This window comes from Candidatus Paceibacterota bacterium (assembly GCA_041661265.1).
GTDB lineage: Bacteria > Patescibacteriota > Minisyncoccia > JAHIHE01 > JAGLIN01 > JBAZUT01.
Genome location: JBAZUT010000008.1, coordinates 37,100 through 53,961 on the forward strand (window position 1 = coordinate 37,100; position 16,862 = coordinate 53,961).

The following is a 16,862-nucleotide window of genomic DNA, read 5'->3' on the forward strand; positions in this document are numbered from 1 at the left end:
AAATTAAGCAAACATATGAGAATTTCTATCTTTGGAACAGGTTATGTCGGATTGGTCACGGGTGCATGCCTGGCAGAGCTCGGGAACGATGTTGTCTGTTATGATATAAACGAAAAAAAGATCGGATTGCTGAAAAGCGGCAAGATCCCCATTCATGAACCGGAGCTCGAAAGTCTTGTAGCGAGAAATATCGGCGAAGGAAGGCTAAGCTTTACGCTGGATCCGAAGGAAGCCGTACGGAAAAGAGGAGCTATTTTCATCGCGGTCGGAACTCCCCAGAAAAAAAATGGAGGAGCGGATCTTTCTTATGTGGAGAATGCGGCGAGAACTATCGGCAAGAATCTTTCCGGATATGCCGTTATAGTCACGAAGAGCACTGTTCCTGTCGGCACGGGCCAAGGGATCAGAAAATTTATCAGAGAGCATTATGAAGAGGATTTTGACATTGTGTCCAATCCGGAATTTTTGAGGCAAGGAAGTGCGGTTTTCGATTTCATGAATCCGGAAAGGATCATTGTCGGAGCGAGTTCTGACAGGTCCCAGAAAATAATAAACAGCCTCTATGATTCCTTTACATGCCCCATTTTGAACACGAATCTTGAAACTGCGGAAATGATAAAATATGCGAGTAATGCATTCCTTGCCACGAAGATATCGTTTGTGAATGAGATAGCAAATATCTGTGAAAGGGTCGGAGCGGACATCGAGGATGTTTCATATGCCATGGGTCTGGATTCCCGGATCGGAAATAAATTCCTGAAGGCCGGGATCGGATATGGAGGAAGCTGTTTTCCAAAAGACGTGAAGGCCCTGCATAATATGGCCATGACGAATAACTATGATTTCAAGCTTTTGAAATCCGTGATAAAGGTGAATAACGATCAGCGTCTTTTTGTTATGAGAAAAACGGAAAAACTTCTTGGAGATCTGGAAGGAAGAAGGATCTGTATCTGGGGGCTCACTTTCAAGCCGGATACCGATGATATCAGAGAATCGGCCGGAGTGGATCTTGTAAGGCTTTTTCATAAAAAGAAGACGATAATAAATGTATATGATCCAAAGGCCGACTATGACGTTGTGAGGGAAGTTTTGGGCGGAAAGATAAATATCGCATTCCATCGGGATAAATATGAAGCGGCAAGAGGATGCCATGCCCTTATCATCACAACGGAATGGGAGGAGTTCAAGTCTGCCGATCTCGAAAGAATTTCAGGATTGCTTTTTGAAGCGAATATAATCGACGGGAGGAATATTTTCAAGGTTGATGACATGAAAAAAAGAGGATTTAATTATATTAGCGTAGGAAGATCGTGAAAAAAGAGAATTATGACCAAATGAACAGATTCGAGCATCAATACTGGTGGCATGTCGGAAGAAGATTTATTTTTACAAGGCTGATAAGAAGATATGCAGCTTGTTTTAAAAATGATCTGTCGATCGTTGATGTCGGATGCGGAACGGGCGGAAATTTCGAGTTTCTGGAGAATTTCGGCCGCGTCCTTGGCGCCGACAACTCGACGTTTGCCGTTGAATATTGCCGAAAAAAGGGCAAAACGGTCAAGCTTGTCAGTAAAGACGTGCTTCCGTTTCCGGACGGATCATGCGATCTCGTAACCGTTTTTGACGTCTTGGAGCATATCGAAAATGACGGAAGAATGATCGAGGAGTGCCGGCGCATACTCAAAAAGGGCGGAAAGATCGTGGCCGCCGTCCCCGCATATATGTCCATATGGTCCAGCCATGATGAGATCCTCGGGCATCGCCGAAGGTATTCAAAAAAGGAACTGTTAGGCAAGGTTGAGGAAAGGGGTTTCAGGACAATAAAAATAACACACTGCATAACCTTTATGTTTCCGATCATTTTTGTTTTCAGGCTGATCAGCAAGAAATTTTCCAAGAGTAGTCGGACCAATAGCGCATATTTTATGCTTCCCGGCATTATCAACAGTTTGCTTGCTGCAATATTACGCGTTGAGTCCTGTCTTATTGATAAGATAGAAATGCCATTTGGCTGTTCGGTAGTTATCGTTGCTGAAAAGATCTGATCTGTCAAAATAAGATAAAAGGATTCTGTGGTCGCGTCCGGCGTTGTGTTTCTCATAATTTCTTTTTCGTTTTATGATGAATTATACCAAGGAACGGAAAGCAAGGGCATTGCTGGTCTCGATATTATTTGTCGCGATCTTCGCAAGATTTTTGTTCCTTTATGCCAGAGATGTTCCTGTTATTGCGGATGCAGTCCTCTATGCCCAGTCCGGGAAAAACTTTATAGAGACCGGGCGGTATGCAACTTCAGGAGGCGATCTGGTGGATATTGTTTTTCCTCCCGGCTATCCGATCGCCGTAGGATTAGCCGATCATTTTTTCAATAATCCCCTCTTTTCCCTCAGATTCGTATCTTTTGTCTTCGGGTCTTTGCTTGTGCATCTGTTCTATCTTACCGGAAGGGAAATGAGCGGCGAGAAGGCCGGACTGTTCGCATCTTTTTTTGCCGCTACGAACTCCACTTTGATATTGTTTTCTCAGGAAGTTTATTCCGAGTCCATGTTTTTTTTCTTCACTCTGCTTTCTTTTTATCTGTTTCTCAGGCTAAGTAAGGAACCCAAGAACAAAAATGCGGTTTTTTTCGGCTTCTCCATAGGCATGTCCTATCTTATCCGTCCAGAGGGACTGCTTTTAATGGTCCTGCCCTTTATTTTCTTATTGCGGATAATAAAGAAGTTTCAGTATGAAATTTTATTACGCTTTCTTTTGGTCTTATTTGTCACATTTTTCGTGATGTTTCCGTATGTCTATTTTCTTTCGCAAAAGACCGGAAAGCCTGCCATTACCGCCAAAATGAGCACGAATCTGGCTGCCGGAATAAATTTCGACGGTGCGGATATGTCCCGTTTGAGCAGAGATCATTTTTTGCGGTATGAGGAAAATGAGGCGAATTATAATGAACAGACGAATGAATTGGATTATCCAAAAGAAGAGTTCAAAAATACCAGCATTCTGACCGTTCTTTTGGATAATAATTTCTCCGGAAGATATATTGCCGGATTCAGATCAGAGGCATATGCCTTGTCAGCCGATCATTGGGCGGGCATTCTCTTGCTGCCGATATTATTGGCTATCATTTATGCGGTCAGGGATCAGAAAAACAGAAAAAACATCCTTGTGCTTTCCATCCTGTCGGCCGAACTGCTCATAATGTTTCCGATATTCCACATTGAAAGCAGGTATCTCGCGCAGGTGCTGATATTTCTGATCCTGTTTGCTTCTTTGGGGTATGCCGGATATAAAGGTCCCGGAACCGAGTTGTTGCCAAGGAAATTCACCGTTTTCATAAAAAATTTGGTGATAGTCCTGATATCGTCAAGTTTTATATTATTTTTATATCTATCGTTCGTTACCAATGAGTTCGGGGGTTTCTGCAATTATGCTTTTTGCATCAATACCAATGTCCGTGACAGGTCATTTCCTCCCACTGAAAACAGCCTGGCATATGAATATAAAATTGCGGGAGAATATATTAAAAATAATTCAGATAGCGGCGAGGGCGGCGGTCTTATCATGTCCAGACGGCCCGTCGAAGTTTCTTTTTACGCGGGTATGGACAGTTTGGGAATAACATTTCCCGATACCAGTGCGGAAAATGTGATAAAATTCGCTAAAGCCAACAATGTTAAATATATCATAGTGGACAAAAGATATCTTGGCGTAAGGAAAAACTATAAAGATTTGGCCAGTCTGCAAGATTTTTCGAACGACGTTTATCTTGTTTTTGAAGACAGCTCGGTATCTGACATTAAATTGTTCCAAGTCAAGTGACGCAGGGCCTGCGTTGTGCTTGTGAGCTCGTTATCCGGGATGTTTTGTTTATTTAAGATCCGACAGATGCTGAAAAATATCAATAAAATCTGCAGAGGGAGCATTCCAGTGCTCCTGATCCTGGCAATAGCTCTTTTTGCGAGGCTGGTTTTGTTCTTTCATGACGTAACCATAGATAATGACGGGATCGCATATGGACTTGCCGGAAAGAATCTGGTCGAAAGCGGAAAATATGAAGTTTACGGCGATCCATTGCTGATATATCCTCCCGTGTATCCCATAGCCATAGGGATAGTCGATCATTTTTCCGGTAACCTGCTTTTTTCCGGAAGGTTTGTTTCGCTGCTATTCGGGATGCTGCTGGTCTATGCATTTTATGCGTTTGGCAAGAAGCTTTATGGAAAGGAGGCGGGACTCTTTGCGTCTTTTTTCGCTGCAACGAATTATTCGCTGGTCGCATATTCGTCAGTGACCAGATCGGAAATGATATATTTATTCATCCTGGCACTTATTTTGTATGTATATATTCTGCTGATCGAAAAATGCGAAGATGCCAAGGCGGCAGTTCTGGGATCGTTGATGGCAGCATTATATCTTACGAGGCCGGAAGGACTACTGATGTGGATCTTGCCGATATTATTGTTTTATAAGCTTCTGAAAAAGACAAATATCTATGCGGCCCTGCGTTCTCTGGCTATTATTTTCTTATCGTTTATGATAATTTCCGCCCCTTATATTTATTTTTTATATGAAAATACGGGAAGGGTGGAATTGACCGAGAAGACGAATTCCAATGTAATCCCGGCAGTGATCTTCGGAGGCAGTGCGATCGAGGATTTGAGCGGAGAGAAATGGCTGAAATATGAAAAAAGCAGAGATTATTATGACGAAGATACTAATACGATCATCGATTATAAGGAGTATTCCAATGGCGATGCGGTAAGTTATGTTTTAAAAAAACCGGACATTATTTTGAATAATTATGTACGGGGTATAAAGTCGGAAATCTCAATTTTATTCATTGAACACGGGATCAGTCTCATACTCTTGCCGCTGCTGTTGTCTTTTTTGTTTCTGTTTAAAAAAACCAAGGAGAGGGAGAGTGTTGCTGTGTTGTTGTTAGTCGCAATCCTGTATCTGATGATAATACCGGTCTTCCATATTGAAAGCAGGTATATGCTGCAGGTACTTGTTTTTTTGATACTTATTTCTTCGCTGGGATATTCTTTCCGCACTGAGCGCGGAATTAAGGTCCTGGGTATAGAATTCAATGGCGGGGATTTTTTCCGTATTTTCAGAACGATAACATTGTTTCTTGTCATGATCCAATTTGCGTTTTCAATTGTTAATATTTATAAACAAGATGACGGCAAATTCTATCCATGGGAGTATAGGCTGGCCGGAGAATTCATTGGAAAATATGATACTAAGGAAAACGGAGTTTTGATAATGTCCAGAAATAGTTACATAATCTCATACTATGCAAATGCCGGAAATAGCGGCATCAGAATGCCTTATGCCGATGTCCCAAGTATCATCAGGTTTGCCAGGGAAAACAAAGCAAATTACATTGTAATTGATGAAAGGTTCCTTTCGGTGAGAGAGAATTACGACGAACTTTGGAAATTAGATCGATTTTCAAATGATGCCGAACTTATTTTTGAAGACAGTTCCGTAATGCCGATCCGAATATTCAGATTTCGCGATGCAAATGAAAATTAATTGTGATCGGAAGCGCTGCTTTTTGGGTAAATAACGATCCTTAATATATTTTTGTCCGACAGATGCTGAAAAATATCAATAAAATCTGCAGAGGGAGCATTCCAGTGCTCCTGATCCTGGCAATAGCTCTTTTTGCGAGGCTGGTTTTGTTCTTTCATGACGTAACCATAGATAATGACGGGATCGCATATGGACTTGCCGGAAAGAATCTGGTCGAAAGCGGAAAATATGAAGTTTACGGCGATCCATTGCTGATATATCCTCCCGTGTATCCCATAGCCATAGGGATAGTCGATCATTTTTCCGGTAACCTGCTTTTTTCCGGAAGGTTTGTTTCGCTGCTATTCGGGATGCTGCTGGTCTATGCATTTTATGCGTTTGGCAAGAAGCTTTATGGAAAGGAGGCGGGACTCTTTGCGTCTTTTTTCGCTGCAACGAATTATTCGCTGATTATATATTCTCAAGAAACACAGGCCGAGTCCATGTATTTGTTCTTTATACTGCTGACTTTCTACTTCTATCTGAAAATCACTGAGAAATACAAAAATAATTTTGCAATAGCCATGGGGTCGTCGACGGCTATTGCCTATCTGATCAGGCCGGAAGCGTTGCTTTTTTTAATTTTATCTTTGGTGTTTTTTATACAAAGAATGAGAGGCTTTGAACCCAAGAAAGCCGTTCTCGGATTTTTCCTTATGCTCTTTTCTTTTCTTGCGGTTTCAACTCCCTATATTTATTTTCTTTATAAATATACCGGGAAAATATCCCTGACTGAAAAAGCAAGTTCAAATATTATTCACGGAGTGATTTTCGATGGCATAGACAAGGAAAGATTGGGCGACGAAGAAGCTCGTTATTATGAAAGAAGCATAGCCTATTATGACGAAAGCACGAATATGATAAAGGATCCGTCGGAATTCAGAGAAATAAGCCTCGATAAGTCAATCTTGAATGATTCTGATAAGTTTATTCTTAAATATATAAGAAGTGTCAAATCAGAGATCATGGTTTTGCTGGCTGATCATAGCGTAAATCTGATTCTGCTTCCTCTTCTTGTTACGTATATATATTTTATCAGGTCAAAAAAGGACAAAAACAACATCGGAGTCATGTCCCTGATTTCCTTTTTATATTTTCTTATTTTGCCCTTTTTTCACATAGAGAGCAGATATTTGCTTCAAGTGCTGGTGTTTCTGATCCTTCTTTCCTCTTTCGGATATGCCATGCGGAAAGACTTCAAGCTAAGTATATTGAGGCTGGAGCTGCCCAGTAAAATATTTTTTAGCTATATGAGGATAATGATCCTATTCCTGGTTTCCCTGCAATTTGTTTTCTCTATTGTCTTGTTTTCCCTTTTTTCCAGAACCGAAGACTATCCATGGGAGTATAAGCTGGCCGGAGAATTTATAAAAAATGATCATCTGCAGGAGAAAGATGTTGTAATAATGTCAAGAAACAGGAGCATCGTTTCATATTATGCCAATACTGAGCATGGGGGGGTCAATATTCCATATACAGATGCTCTTAATGTCATTAAATTTGCCAAAGCAAACAAAGTAAATTATATTGTAATTGACAAAAGATTTTTGCAAATAAGAGAGAATTATGACGAACTGGCCGATCTCGACAGATATGCCGTAGGTATTAAATTGGTTTACGAAGATGATTCCGTTTATCCGGTGAGGGTTTTCAAGCTTTCTTATTAAGTGGTATAAATTAAAATAATGAACGATATTGAGAAGGAAATATCCATAGTGATTCCCGCATATAATGAAGAGGAAAACATACCCTGTTTGATCGGAGAAATATCACGTGTCATGAAGAGAATCACGAATAATTACGAAGTCATAGTGGTTGATGATGGGAGTTCGGACAGGACAACCGATGCCATCGAGAAACTGTTCAGGGGGGATCCCGAGCATGTCTCGGGAATACAATTCAGGTCCAATTTCGGCAAAGCTGAGGCCTTGAAAGCGGGATTTACCGCGGCACGGGGAGAAATAATAATTACGATGGATGCGGACCTTCAGGATGATCCGGCGGAAATACCGAATTTTATCGCGAAGATCAAAGGGGGTTATGATCTTGTTTCGGGATGGAAGCAGAACAGAAAGGACACGTTTATAAAGAACAACAGTTCAAAATTTTTCAATTACATCACTTCTAAGTTCTCGAGGGTGAAGTTGCATGACTTCAACTGCGGCTTTAAGGCATACAGAAAAGAAGTGGCCAAGGGGTTGGACCTTTATGGCCAGATGCATAGATATATTCCGGTCATGGCCAGGAATCAGGGTTATGTCATCGGAGAGATCCCGGTTCATCACAGAAAGAGAAAATTCGGAAGATCGAAATATGGTCCGATCAGATTCATAAACGGCTACCTGGACCTTCTGACGGTTATGATGCTCACGAAATATTTCAAAAGGCCGGCACATTTCTTTGGCGGAATAGGATCTCTGGCTCTTGCAGCCGGAATTGCAATAGGTTTGTATATCACCTATCTAAGGCTTGCCTATGGGAGCATACAATCGAGGCTTCCCCTTTTTATCGCGGGAATTCTGCTTATTATGGTAGGTTTTCAGTTCATTTCGCTCGGATTGATCGGTGAAATGTTCGTGAAAAATTATGGAAGAGAGGATGATTCCTCCAAGATAAAAAAAATTATTAAAAAATGACAATGGAAGTTTGTTTTTTCGGGACATATGAAAAAGATTATCCCATGAACAGGGTTATCATAAAAGGCTTGAAGAAAAATGGCATTGCCGTGAAGGAATGCCATGTTTCTTTATGGGAGAAGCATAGAGATAAACATGGAAAATTCCTGACTATTGCATCGCTTGCAAGGTTTGCGATAGATATGCTTTTGGCCTATTTTAAGCTCGGAGCGAGATACTTTTCGACACACAGAAACTCGGATGCCGTTATTGTCGGATATATCGGCCAATTAGACATTATTTTTCTCAGATTTCTGACAATTTTCACCCGGAAAAAACCGAAAATAATATTCGTACCGCTTGTTTCGCTTTATGATACGGCGATCGTGGACAGGAATCTCTCGAAAGAAAAAGGATTTTTTGCCAAAGTCCTGTTTTTTATCGACAAGCTGTCTTTCAGATCGGCGGACGTGATGATTATGGATACCGATGAGCATGTGAAATACATTTCTAGTCTTTTCAGTCTGGATGAAAATAAGCTGAAAAGAGTGTGGGTCGGAGCGGACGAGGATGTTTTTTATCCGATAGACGCGAAGGTCAATTCGGATAAATTCACAGCGCTGTTCTTTGGAAAATATATTCCGCTTCATGGGATTGAATATATCATAAAAGCGGCCAAGATGCTGGAAAATGACGGCGTGCGGATAAGAATGGTTGGAAACGGCCAATTATATGAAAAAATGCTTGATTTAAGCAAAAAGTTGGGCGTAGTAAACGTTGATTTTGTCAAATGGATAGAGTATAATGAGTTATTGAATGAGATTGCGAAAGCGGACGTCGTTTTAGGTGTCTTCGGAGGTTCCAAAAAGGCTTCCAGGGTTATTCCGAACAAGGTTTTTCAGGCAATTGCATGCAGGAAGGCGGTAATTACGGGTGAGACGCCAGCTATAAGGGAGTTTTTTAAGGATAGGGAGGACATATTATTTTGTTTGAATAAAGATCCCAGATCGTTGGCGGAAAGCATATTGCTTCTTAGAAATAGCCCGGAATTGAAAAAAACTATCGAAGAGAATGCTTATTTGCTTTTTAAGGCAAATGCCGATTTGGAAAAAATAGGAATAGGTGTAAAAGAGACAATAATGTCCGTTTTGAATAAATAATATTTTTTCAACAGAATGAAGATAGGAATTAATGTTGATAAACTTTCAAGGACGAATAAACGGGGCGTAAGCGTTTATATTTATCAGATCTTGAAGGAATTGTCCGAGATTGATAATAAGAATGATTATATTTTATACTCAAGGCGTGATATCGGCGATAAGCCTTTTTTGAGCAATCCGAGATTTTCATTAAGCCTGGTAAAATCAAATTTCGGCCTTCTTTATTGGACTTATTTTAAACTTCCAAAACAGGCTATTGAAGATAAGGTAGATATTTTTTTTTCACCTGCGCAAAACTATCCGTTTATTTTCATGAAACCGTATGGAATAAAGACCGTAACCAGCGTTCTTGATATTGCCTTCAGGATCTTTCCGAAGCACTTCAGGGCCGGGGATAAGATTGGTTTGGATATAAATACAAAAATTGCGGTCCGACGATCCGATAAGATAATTGCAATTTCGGAATCGACGAAAAGGGATATTATCAAATATTACAAAACGGATGATGGAAAAATAGATGTAGTATATCTTGCGAGCAGAATGGGCGAGAAATGCCCGAAGTTGTGCGAAATTGATGTTCATAATGCACTTAACATCAAAAAGTCTTACATCCTTTTTGTGGGAGCGATACAACCCAGGAAAAACATAATAAAACTCGTTGATGCTTTTGAAATCTGCAAGGATAGAAATAGCGATATCGGCCTTGTCATTTGCGGAGAGAGAGGGTGGTTGTACCAGGAAATATTGGCGAGAATAAGCCGAAGCAGATATTCCAAAGACATATTTGTAACAGGCGGAGTAAGCGAGAAGGAGCTAAAAAGTATTTATTGCAAGGCATTAATGTTCGCACTCCCCTCTCTTTACGAAGGATTCGGAATTCCGGTTTTGGAGGCTATGAGTCTTGGGGTTCCGGTTATCGTACCCAATAACTCTTCTTTTCCCGAGCTCGTCGGTGATGCAGGGCTTTATGTGGACGAATATAATGCGGAAGATATTGCAGACAAGATCAGCATGATAATGAGTGATCCCGGTCTCGGAACAGAATTAGCCAAAAAAGGAAAACTGAAAGCGAGAGAATTCAGCTGGAAAATAACCGCAAAAAAACATTTGGAGATATTTGAAAGTATTTAACGGCAGTTGTTAATAAGTAAAGATCCAAAACCATGAATAAGCCGAAAATAGCGGTCGTTATCATAAATTGGAATGGTATTGTCCTATTGGAAGAATGTTTATGTTCGGTTGAGAACCAGATCTATGGCAATAGCAAGATAATATTTGTCGACAATGGATCTTCGGATGGATCAGCGGGATTTGTGAGGGGAAGATTTCCAAAGGTGGATATTATTCAGTTAGACAAGAATACCGGTTTTGCAAAGGCGAATAATGTCGGTATCCATAGGGCCCTTGAGGACAAAGAAGTGGAGTATGTGGCATTGTTAAATAACGATGCCGTTGCGGAAAAGTCCTGGTTGGGCAAAATGCTGGAAGTCGCTGAACAAAATGATAGAATAGGTTCAGTTGCTCCCAAAATACTCAAATATTACCATAAAAATGAATTTGACTGTTTTGGCATAAAAATACGCATTATTGGAAGCGGTATGAATAACCTGTTGAATATGAAGGATGATGGAAGCTATGATAGGTCATATGAGGTATTCGGGACAAGCGGCTGTTCTTGCTTATATAAAAGGAAGATGCTTGAAGATATCGTGATCGAAGATGAGTATTTTGATAATGATTTTTTTGCCTATTGTGAAGACATAGATCTGGATTGGAGGATGAGGCTTAGGGGATGGAAAAGCTTCACGGCTCCCGGATCGGTCGTGTTTCATAAGGGCTCGGCGACGTGCCAAACTTATTCCTATTTCAAGGCATTTCATTCGCATCGAAATCGTTTGTTCGTGATGTTGAAAAACTATCCCCTATTCTTTTTGGCGAGAGGGATGGCTGTATTTATATTCAGTTATCTGCATTATTTTAAAAGCATATTCAGAAACAAGGGTTATTCCGCCAGAACGAAGGAAAAAATAGGATATTTAAATACGGCAAAGTTCATAATCTTGGGATGGTCCAGCTATTTCTCACATTTCTTTAAGATGTTAAAGAAGAGGAGAATAATACAGAAGATGAGGATAGCGAGTGATCGGGATGTGTCGGAATGGTTTACATTGCTTGGTGAGGCCGATAATGTATCGGAGGCTGAATAAGCCTGCGACAGAATGGCAATGGGATGATCTTCGGCATAATATGGATTTTATTATAAGCAAATATATAACACAAATGCTCAATAATCTTATCAATAAATATGATGCCGTGTTGCTGTGCAACGCAGTAAGGGAGGGAAAATTAGGGAGAGTTTTATCCAAATTGACAGGCAGCAAGCAGACAAAGATAGCCGATTCCTGGAGGCATATAAAGAAACCGCCTACTAATTGGTATGACATACCGGCGGTGAATGAGCATTGGAATCTTCTGATCTCCGGAAGAGCAGATATTGATTATAATGAATATATCTCGCGAAAGTATTTTTCGGACCGTAAAGACATGAAAGCGTTATCTCTTGGTTGCGGAACCGGACATAGAGAGCTAAGGTGGGCAGGGTTGGGTAATTTTGAAAAGATAGATGCATACGATCTCTCAATAAATAGGATAGAATATGCGAAAAAAAAAGCCGAGGAGGCGGGATACGAAAATATTATTAATTATCAGGTCGGAGATATCTATGGACTGGAAAAATTAGATAATCAGTACGATGTCATCTTGATGGAACAGTCATTACATCACTTTTCTCCGCTAAGAAATATATTGCTTAAAATGGATAATTTTCTCAAGCCACACGGATTTGCTGTCATCAATGAATTTGTTGGTCCGACGAGATTTCAATGGACAGATAGGCAGCTGGATATAATAAATGGTTTACTGTCGGTTCTGCCCGTCAAATACAAGAAAAAACTAAGTGGTGGCATAAAGAATAGGGTTTACAGGCCGAGCAAGTTAAATTTGATCTTAAGTGATCCGTCAGAGGCTGTTGAATCATCGAATATAATTCCTTTGTTGAAAGATGTTTTTAACGTCATGGAGATTAAAGAATATGGCGGGACTATCCTGATGATGCTACTTAGTGAAATCGGCCATAATTTTCTGTCGGGTGACAAGGAAACAAGGGATTTATTGGATCTCTGCTTCAATGTTGAAGATGTTTTAATCAAACACAAGGAGATTCAAAGTGATTTTGTCGTTGCTGTGTGCAGAAAAGAATGACTATTTCGGGATAATATAAGCGGGAAGGTTTCCGGGAGGAGGTTTGGTTTATTGTATGGAAAAACAGGATTATTGCTTAGTTCTGACGAATCAGATAGTATGCTGCCAATATGATGTCGATTTGATAACTATATTCCGTTGTTTCGGTCTATGAGGACTCGCAGGTTAACCGCAAGGATGGCCTGAATTTTTTACATTAGGTATTGTATTTGACAATAGATGTTGTATTATCTTTATGCTATAATGGAATATGTGGATTTGGGTAAACTGAATAGTCAAGGGATTTGAGCGATAAAATGCTATAATAGTAAGATATAATGATACACGAAAACAGAATTACGGTAAGTGTAATAATACCTACATATAACAGGGCTAGTTTGCTGAAAAGATCGATCGATAGCGTTCTAAGCCAGACATTCGGAGATTTTGAAGTGATCATTGTTGATGATGGATCTACGGACGATACGGAAGAGGTGGTGTGCGGGGTCAGGGATCCGAGGATTAAATATATAAAGTATAATGAAAATAGGGGTGCTACGGCTGCCAGAAATGTCGGGATTAGGGCAGCCAGAGGTGAATTTATTGCTTTTCAGGACAGTGATGACGAGTGGCTCCCTGAAAAGTTGGAAAAACAAATGAATGTCTTCAAAAAAGCCGCTCGGGATGTGGGCGTGGTTTATGTAGGTTTCTGGAAGTTAAAAAATGGCAGAAAAATATACATTCCGGCTAAGGCCGTAAAGAAGAGACAAGGCGCCATATACGAAGAGCTGATCAAAAGAAACTTCGTTTCGACTCAGACGATCCTGGTGAGAAGCGAATGTTTCGCAAAAACCGGGTTGTTTGATGAAAAATTGTCCAGGCTTCAGGACTGGGACATTGTACTAAGGCTTTCAAGGTATTATAAGTTTTGTTTTATCGAAGAACCTTTAGTGTTGCAACACTATACTCCCGGAAGCATATCGGACAATTCCGGTGCGCTTATGGAGTCAATTGAACTGATAATAGATAAAAATAGGGAATATTTATATAAACACAAAAAAATACTGTCGAGGCATTATTTCCGGATGGGTAGTGAATTGTGTTCGGATGGAAGGATCAAGGATGGAAGGAGCTATCTTATCAAGTCGATCAGGCATAACATTTTAAATATTCCAGCACTGTTATTTTTCACATTGTCCGGGGCAGGATTCGGTAAAAACAATTTCAAAAGACTGGATGAATTGATAACGTATTTGACGAATTAAGCTTAGTTTGATGAGAGTTTTACTGAATATCTAAAAATGCCGTTGGAAATATATATAGTCAGCCGAAAGGTTTAGACTGGACCGGTCATCAGCAGGTTGGAAGAAGTAAGTATTCCGGTAATTAGTATTATATTTGTAAATATGAGAAAAAACTTCTTGGTATTTGGAAATCCGATAATTGAGGAGGGGGAAATAAGCGAAGTAGTTGATTCCCTCAGGGCCGGCTGGCCTGGTACTGGACCGAAAGTGAAGAAGTTCGAAGATATGTTCAAAGACTACAAAGGAAGAAAATTCGCACTGGCTCTAAATTCCTGCACGGCATCTCTGCATTTATCTCTTTTGGCCATCGGAATACGTTCCGGAGACGAGGTAATTGTTCCTGCCATGACATTTACGGCAACGGCCAGCACTGTAATTCATGCGGGCGGGAAGCCGGTTTTTGCAGATTGCGAGAAGGATACGATGAATATCGATCCTTTGGACATAGAAAAAAAAATAACTGCAAGAACGAAAGCGATAGTTCCTGTTCATTTTGCCGGGCGTGCATGTAATATGGACGCTATAATGGATATTGCACAGCGTCATGGGTTGAAAGTGATAGAAGATTGCGCACATGCGATCGAAACCGAATATAAAGGCCGAAAAGCCGGAACTTTCGGGGATTTGGGATGTTTCAGCTTCTATGTGACCAAGAATATAATTACCGGTGAAGGGGGGATGGCGATCACTGATAACGAAGAATATGGGGATAAGATAAAAATGCTCGGACTTCATGGAATGAGCAAGGATGCATGGAAGAGATTCGGCAGTTCCGGATATAAGCACTATGAAGTATTGTATCCGGGGTATAAATATAATATGATGGATATTCAGGCAGCACTGGGGATCCATCAATTGCCCAGGGTGGATAGATATTGGCTCCGTCGCCAAGAGATTTGGAATCAGTACAATGAGGCACTTAAAGATCTGCCCGTTTTCATCCCTGCTCCCATTGAAGAAAATACAAGGCATGCATATCATCTATATACATTGCTGATAGATATTGATAAGATCAAAATCAGCAGAGATGAATTATTAGACAAAATGACAGCAAGGAACATCGGCGTAGGGGTTCATTATATTGCCTTGCACCTGCATCCGTATTATAAGGAAGAGTTCGGATATGAAAAGGGAGATTTTCCAAATGCAGAATGGATCTCTGAAAGAACGGTTTCATTGCCGTTATCTGCGAAGCTGACGGATAAAGATGTGAAGGATGTAATCGAGGCAGTTAGAGATATTTTGTAACAAAATATGAATAAAATAAAGAAATTTTGGGATAATAGGGTTGACAAGTATGGGCACACCGGCTGGAGCGATAGCTCTATCTATGCATACGATCAACAGGCTCGTCTTATGGCTGTCGAAAAGATATTACAGCTTATGGCGCTAAACGGATCAATTGCTTTGGACTTTGGAACTGGTGTGGGAGATTTTGCTGATCTGTTGTCAAGATATTTCAACAAAGTAGTTGCTTTTGATGTTTCCGAAAGTGTAATTGTCAAAGCGAAGAAAAGATACGGCAGAGTTAAGAATATTCAATTTTTTTCCGGCGGTTCCATTGAGAATGTGCCAGTGTCAAACAAGGCGTTGGATCTTGTTTTATCCGTAACGGTGCTTGATCATATTATCGATGATTCCGAGCTGGCAAGAACAATAAAGCATTTCCAGGGTATATTAAAAGACAACGGCACTCTTATTATATTCGAATATGCGCTGGACCATAAGAAGCAGAAGACGCAATATCAAAGATTTATGGAACTGGAAGAATGGCGCTCGATGTTTTTGGAAAGTGGATTCAGCTTAAATAAATATTATAACTTTTATCATCCGATAGAGCATCCCTGTGACAGTTATCTGTCCTATAGAAACAGCTTTTTGGTAAAAGCACTGAACATGTTCTCGAAATATACCGCTTCTCATTTGGCAAGCGGATATCTAAATGAATTAGCGCGTAGATACTTGAAAGGAAAGCGAGACTTTTTGATAGAGGATAATAAAGAGAGTTCTCCGATTAAAATAATGATATTTAAAAGAAATTGCTGATTTTTACCGCGCAGTGTAAATTTCGGGGGTTTGCCCGGGGCAGTTAATTTGAATTCCGATGATGCATTCATAATGAGCGGCAAAGTGATTACTAACTTGATAAATTGTTTATATGATAGGAGATAATGTGCCAGAAAAAGATTATTTCATTAAATGGTATGGAGGAAGGAATTGGGATCGATATCGCGATCTGGTGGCAGGATGCATAAAATATGGCGCTCCCGGGAAGTGGCTTGATGTAGGGTGCGGCACAGGTTATTTTGTCGAATGTGCCGGAAAATTTGGGATCGATTGTGTCGGGATAGATGGATCGGCCGATGCTGTAAATATTGCTAAAGCGCGGTGTTCCAGTCTGGACATCAGACAGCATTTTTTGGAAAACAAATTACCTTTCGAAGATGATTCTATGTCGACTATAATGTGTAATCAAGTAATAGAACATCTTTCGCTCGAAGCTGCAGATCATATGCTTTCGGAATGTCATAGAATTCTGAAGCCTCATGGGGTGATATTTATCAATTCTCCCTGTAAATATAATACAAGAGAAAGATATTCTGATGAAACTCATATAAATCTGTACACTCCCGGTTCGCTGAAGATGAAGCTTGAAAAAGCGGGTTTTAGGACAGTCGCATCGCTCAATAGTCCCATGAAGATTCTTGGTACAAACAGAATATCAAAAAATATAATTTATCTGTTATTTAAACTGTTTCCGATCGATCACTTGTCGGCTTCGGCAAATTGTATCGCTGTTAAAGATAAGTGAGGACATCAGATGGGGCTGGTTGGTGTGCGGCCGGCAGGCAAGAAGCGTTATTGTTTACTGTGTCTTTCGCGCAATTAATGGATCTTCTCGTTTACAAAACATTTGTTCCCGGTTTAGAAGGTGCCATATCGAAATATTCAATTGGCAAGTTTTC

Annotated in this window: 14 protein-coding genes; all 14 read left to right on the plus strand. The window is 40.3% G+C overall.

The features are described from left to right. The first annotated feature begins 15 nt into the window (after positions 1–15). Positions 16–1,314 carry a UDP-glucose/GDP-mannose dehydrogenase family protein gene (locus WC788_06370; GenBank protein MFA6097224.1) on the plus strand — a complete coding sequence of 433 codons (1,299 nt, stop codon included), beginning with the start codon at positions 16–18 and terminating at the stop codon, positions 1,312–1,314. Continuing rightward, positions 1,311–2,045 (plus strand): methyltransferase domain-containing protein, encoded by a 735-nt coding sequence (locus tag WC788_06375; GenBank protein MFA6097225.1) that lies wholly within the window; start codon positions 1,311–1,313, stop codon positions 2,043–2,045. The genes WC788_06370 and WC788_06375 overlap by 4 nt, the downstream gene beginning before the upstream one ends. 73 nt (positions 2,046–2,118) lie before the next feature. Beyond that, positions 2,119–3,816 (plus strand): glycosyltransferase family 39 protein, encoded by a 1,698-nt coding sequence (locus tag WC788_06380; protein ID MFA6097226.1) that lies wholly within the window; start codon positions 2,119–2,121, stop codon positions 3,814–3,816. 66 nt (positions 3,817–3,882) lie between these two features. Beyond that, entirely contained in the window at positions 3,883–5,538 is a 1,656-nt protein-coding gene (locus WC788_06385; GenBank protein ID MFA6097227.1) for a glycosyltransferase family 39 protein, read from the plus strand. Positions 5,539–5,600: 62 nt separating this feature from the next. After that, positions 5,601–7,244, plus strand: coding sequence for a glycosyltransferase family 39 protein (locus WC788_06390; GenBank protein ID MFA6097228.1), 1,644 nt, complete (start codon positions 5,601–5,603; stop codon positions 7,242–7,244). An 18-nt stretch (positions 7,245–7,262) separates the two neighbouring features. Further along, on the plus strand, positions 7,263–8,213 hold the full coding sequence (locus WC788_06395; GenBank protein ID MFA6097229.1) for a glycosyltransferase family 2 protein: 951 nt from the start codon (positions 7,263–7,265) through the stop codon (positions 8,211–8,213). Further along, positions 8,210–9,352 carry a glycosyltransferase family 4 protein gene (locus tag WC788_06400; protein ID MFA6097230.1) on the plus strand — a complete coding sequence of 381 codons (1,143 nt, stop codon included), beginning with the start codon at positions 8,210–8,212 and terminating at the stop codon, positions 9,350–9,352. Before WC788_06395 ends, WC788_06400 begins: the two co-directional genes overlap by 4 nt. A gap of 15 nt (positions 9,353–9,367) precedes the next feature. Then, complete coding sequence (locus WC788_06405; protein MFA6097231.1) at positions 9,368–10,483, plus strand: glycosyltransferase family 1 protein; 1,116 nt, start codon at positions 9,368–9,370, stop codon at positions 10,481–10,483. Positions 10,484–10,515: 32 nt separating this feature from the next. After that, on the plus strand, positions 10,516–11,559 hold the full coding sequence (locus tag WC788_06410; protein MFA6097232.1) for a glycosyltransferase family 2 protein: 1,044 nt from the start codon (positions 10,516–10,518) through the stop codon (positions 11,557–11,559). A 73-nt stretch (positions 11,560–11,632) separates the two neighbouring features. Continuing rightward, a complete protein-coding gene (locus tag WC788_06415; protein ID MFA6097233.1) occupies positions 11,633–12,613 on the plus strand; it encodes a methyltransferase domain-containing protein in 981 nt (326 codons plus the stop codon). 317 nt (positions 12,614–12,930) lie between these two features. Further along, positions 12,931–13,857: a glycosyltransferase family A protein gene (locus WC788_06420; GenBank protein MFA6097234.1), complete on the plus strand. Its 927-nt coding sequence runs from the start codon at positions 12,931–12,933 to the stop codon at positions 13,855–13,857. 141 nt (positions 13,858–13,998) lie between these two features. Further along, on the plus strand, positions 13,999–15,144 hold the full coding sequence (locus WC788_06425) for a DegT/DnrJ/EryC1/StrS family aminotransferase (GenBank protein ID MFA6097235.1): 1,146 nt from the start codon (positions 13,999–14,001) through the stop codon (positions 15,142–15,144). A 6-nt stretch (positions 15,145–15,150) separates the two neighbouring features. Continuing rightward, entirely contained in the window at positions 15,151–15,942 is a 792-nt protein-coding gene (locus tag WC788_06430; protein MFA6097236.1) for a class I SAM-dependent methyltransferase, read from the plus strand. A gap of 127 nt (positions 15,943–16,069) precedes the next feature. Beyond that, positions 16,070–16,708, plus strand: coding sequence for a class I SAM-dependent methyltransferase (locus WC788_06435; GenBank protein ID MFA6097237.1), 639 nt, complete (start codon positions 16,070–16,072; stop codon positions 16,706–16,708). The last annotated feature ends 154 nt before the right edge of the window (positions 16,709–16,862 follow it).

What these genes read in the sequence shown, in the direction of transcription:
- WC788_06405 (MFA6097231.1), top strand. Translation starts at nt 9,368, where the DNA reads ATGAAGATAGGAATTAATGTTGATAAACTTTCAAGGACGAATAAACGG.
- WC788_06400 (MFA6097230.1), top strand. Translation starts at nt 8,210, where the DNA reads ATGACAATGGAAGTTTGTTTTTTCGGGACATATGAAAAAGATTATCCC.
- WC788_06380 (MFA6097226.1), top strand. Translation starts at nt 2,119, where the DNA reads ATGATGAATTATACCAAGGAACGGAAAGCAAGGGCATTGCTGGTCTCG.
- WC788_06385 (MFA6097227.1), top strand. Translation starts at nt 3,883, where the DNA reads ATGCTGAAAAATATCAATAAAATCTGCAGAGGGAGCATTCCAGTGCTC.
- WC788_06420 (MFA6097234.1), top strand. Translation starts at nt 12,931, where the DNA reads ATGATACACGAAAACAGAATTACGGTAAGTGTAATAATACCTACATAT.
- WC788_06395 (MFA6097229.1), top strand. Translation starts at nt 7,263, where the DNA reads ATGAACGATATTGAGAAGGAAATATCCATAGTGATTCCCGCATATAAT.
- WC788_06390 (MFA6097228.1), top strand. Translation starts at nt 5,601, where the DNA reads ATGCTGAAAAATATCAATAAAATCTGCAGAGGGAGCATTCCAGTGCTC.
- WC788_06410 (MFA6097232.1), top strand. Translation starts at nt 10,516, where the DNA reads ATGAATAAGCCGAAAATAGCGGTCGTTATCATAAATTGGAATGGTATT.
- WC788_06430 (MFA6097236.1), top strand. Translation starts at nt 15,151, where the DNA reads ATGAATAAAATAAAGAAATTTTGGGATAATAGGGTTGACAAGTATGGG.
- WC788_06370 (MFA6097224.1), top strand. Translation starts at nt 16, where the DNA reads ATGAGAATTTCTATCTTTGGAACAGGTTATGTCGGATTGGTCACGGGT.
- WC788_06425 (MFA6097235.1), top strand. Translation starts at nt 13,999, where the DNA reads ATGAGAAAAAACTTCTTGGTATTTGGAAATCCGATAATTGAGGAGGGG.
- WC788_06415 (MFA6097233.1), top strand. Translation starts at nt 11,633, where the DNA reads ATGCTCAATAATCTTATCAATAAATATGATGCCGTGTTGCTGTGCAAC.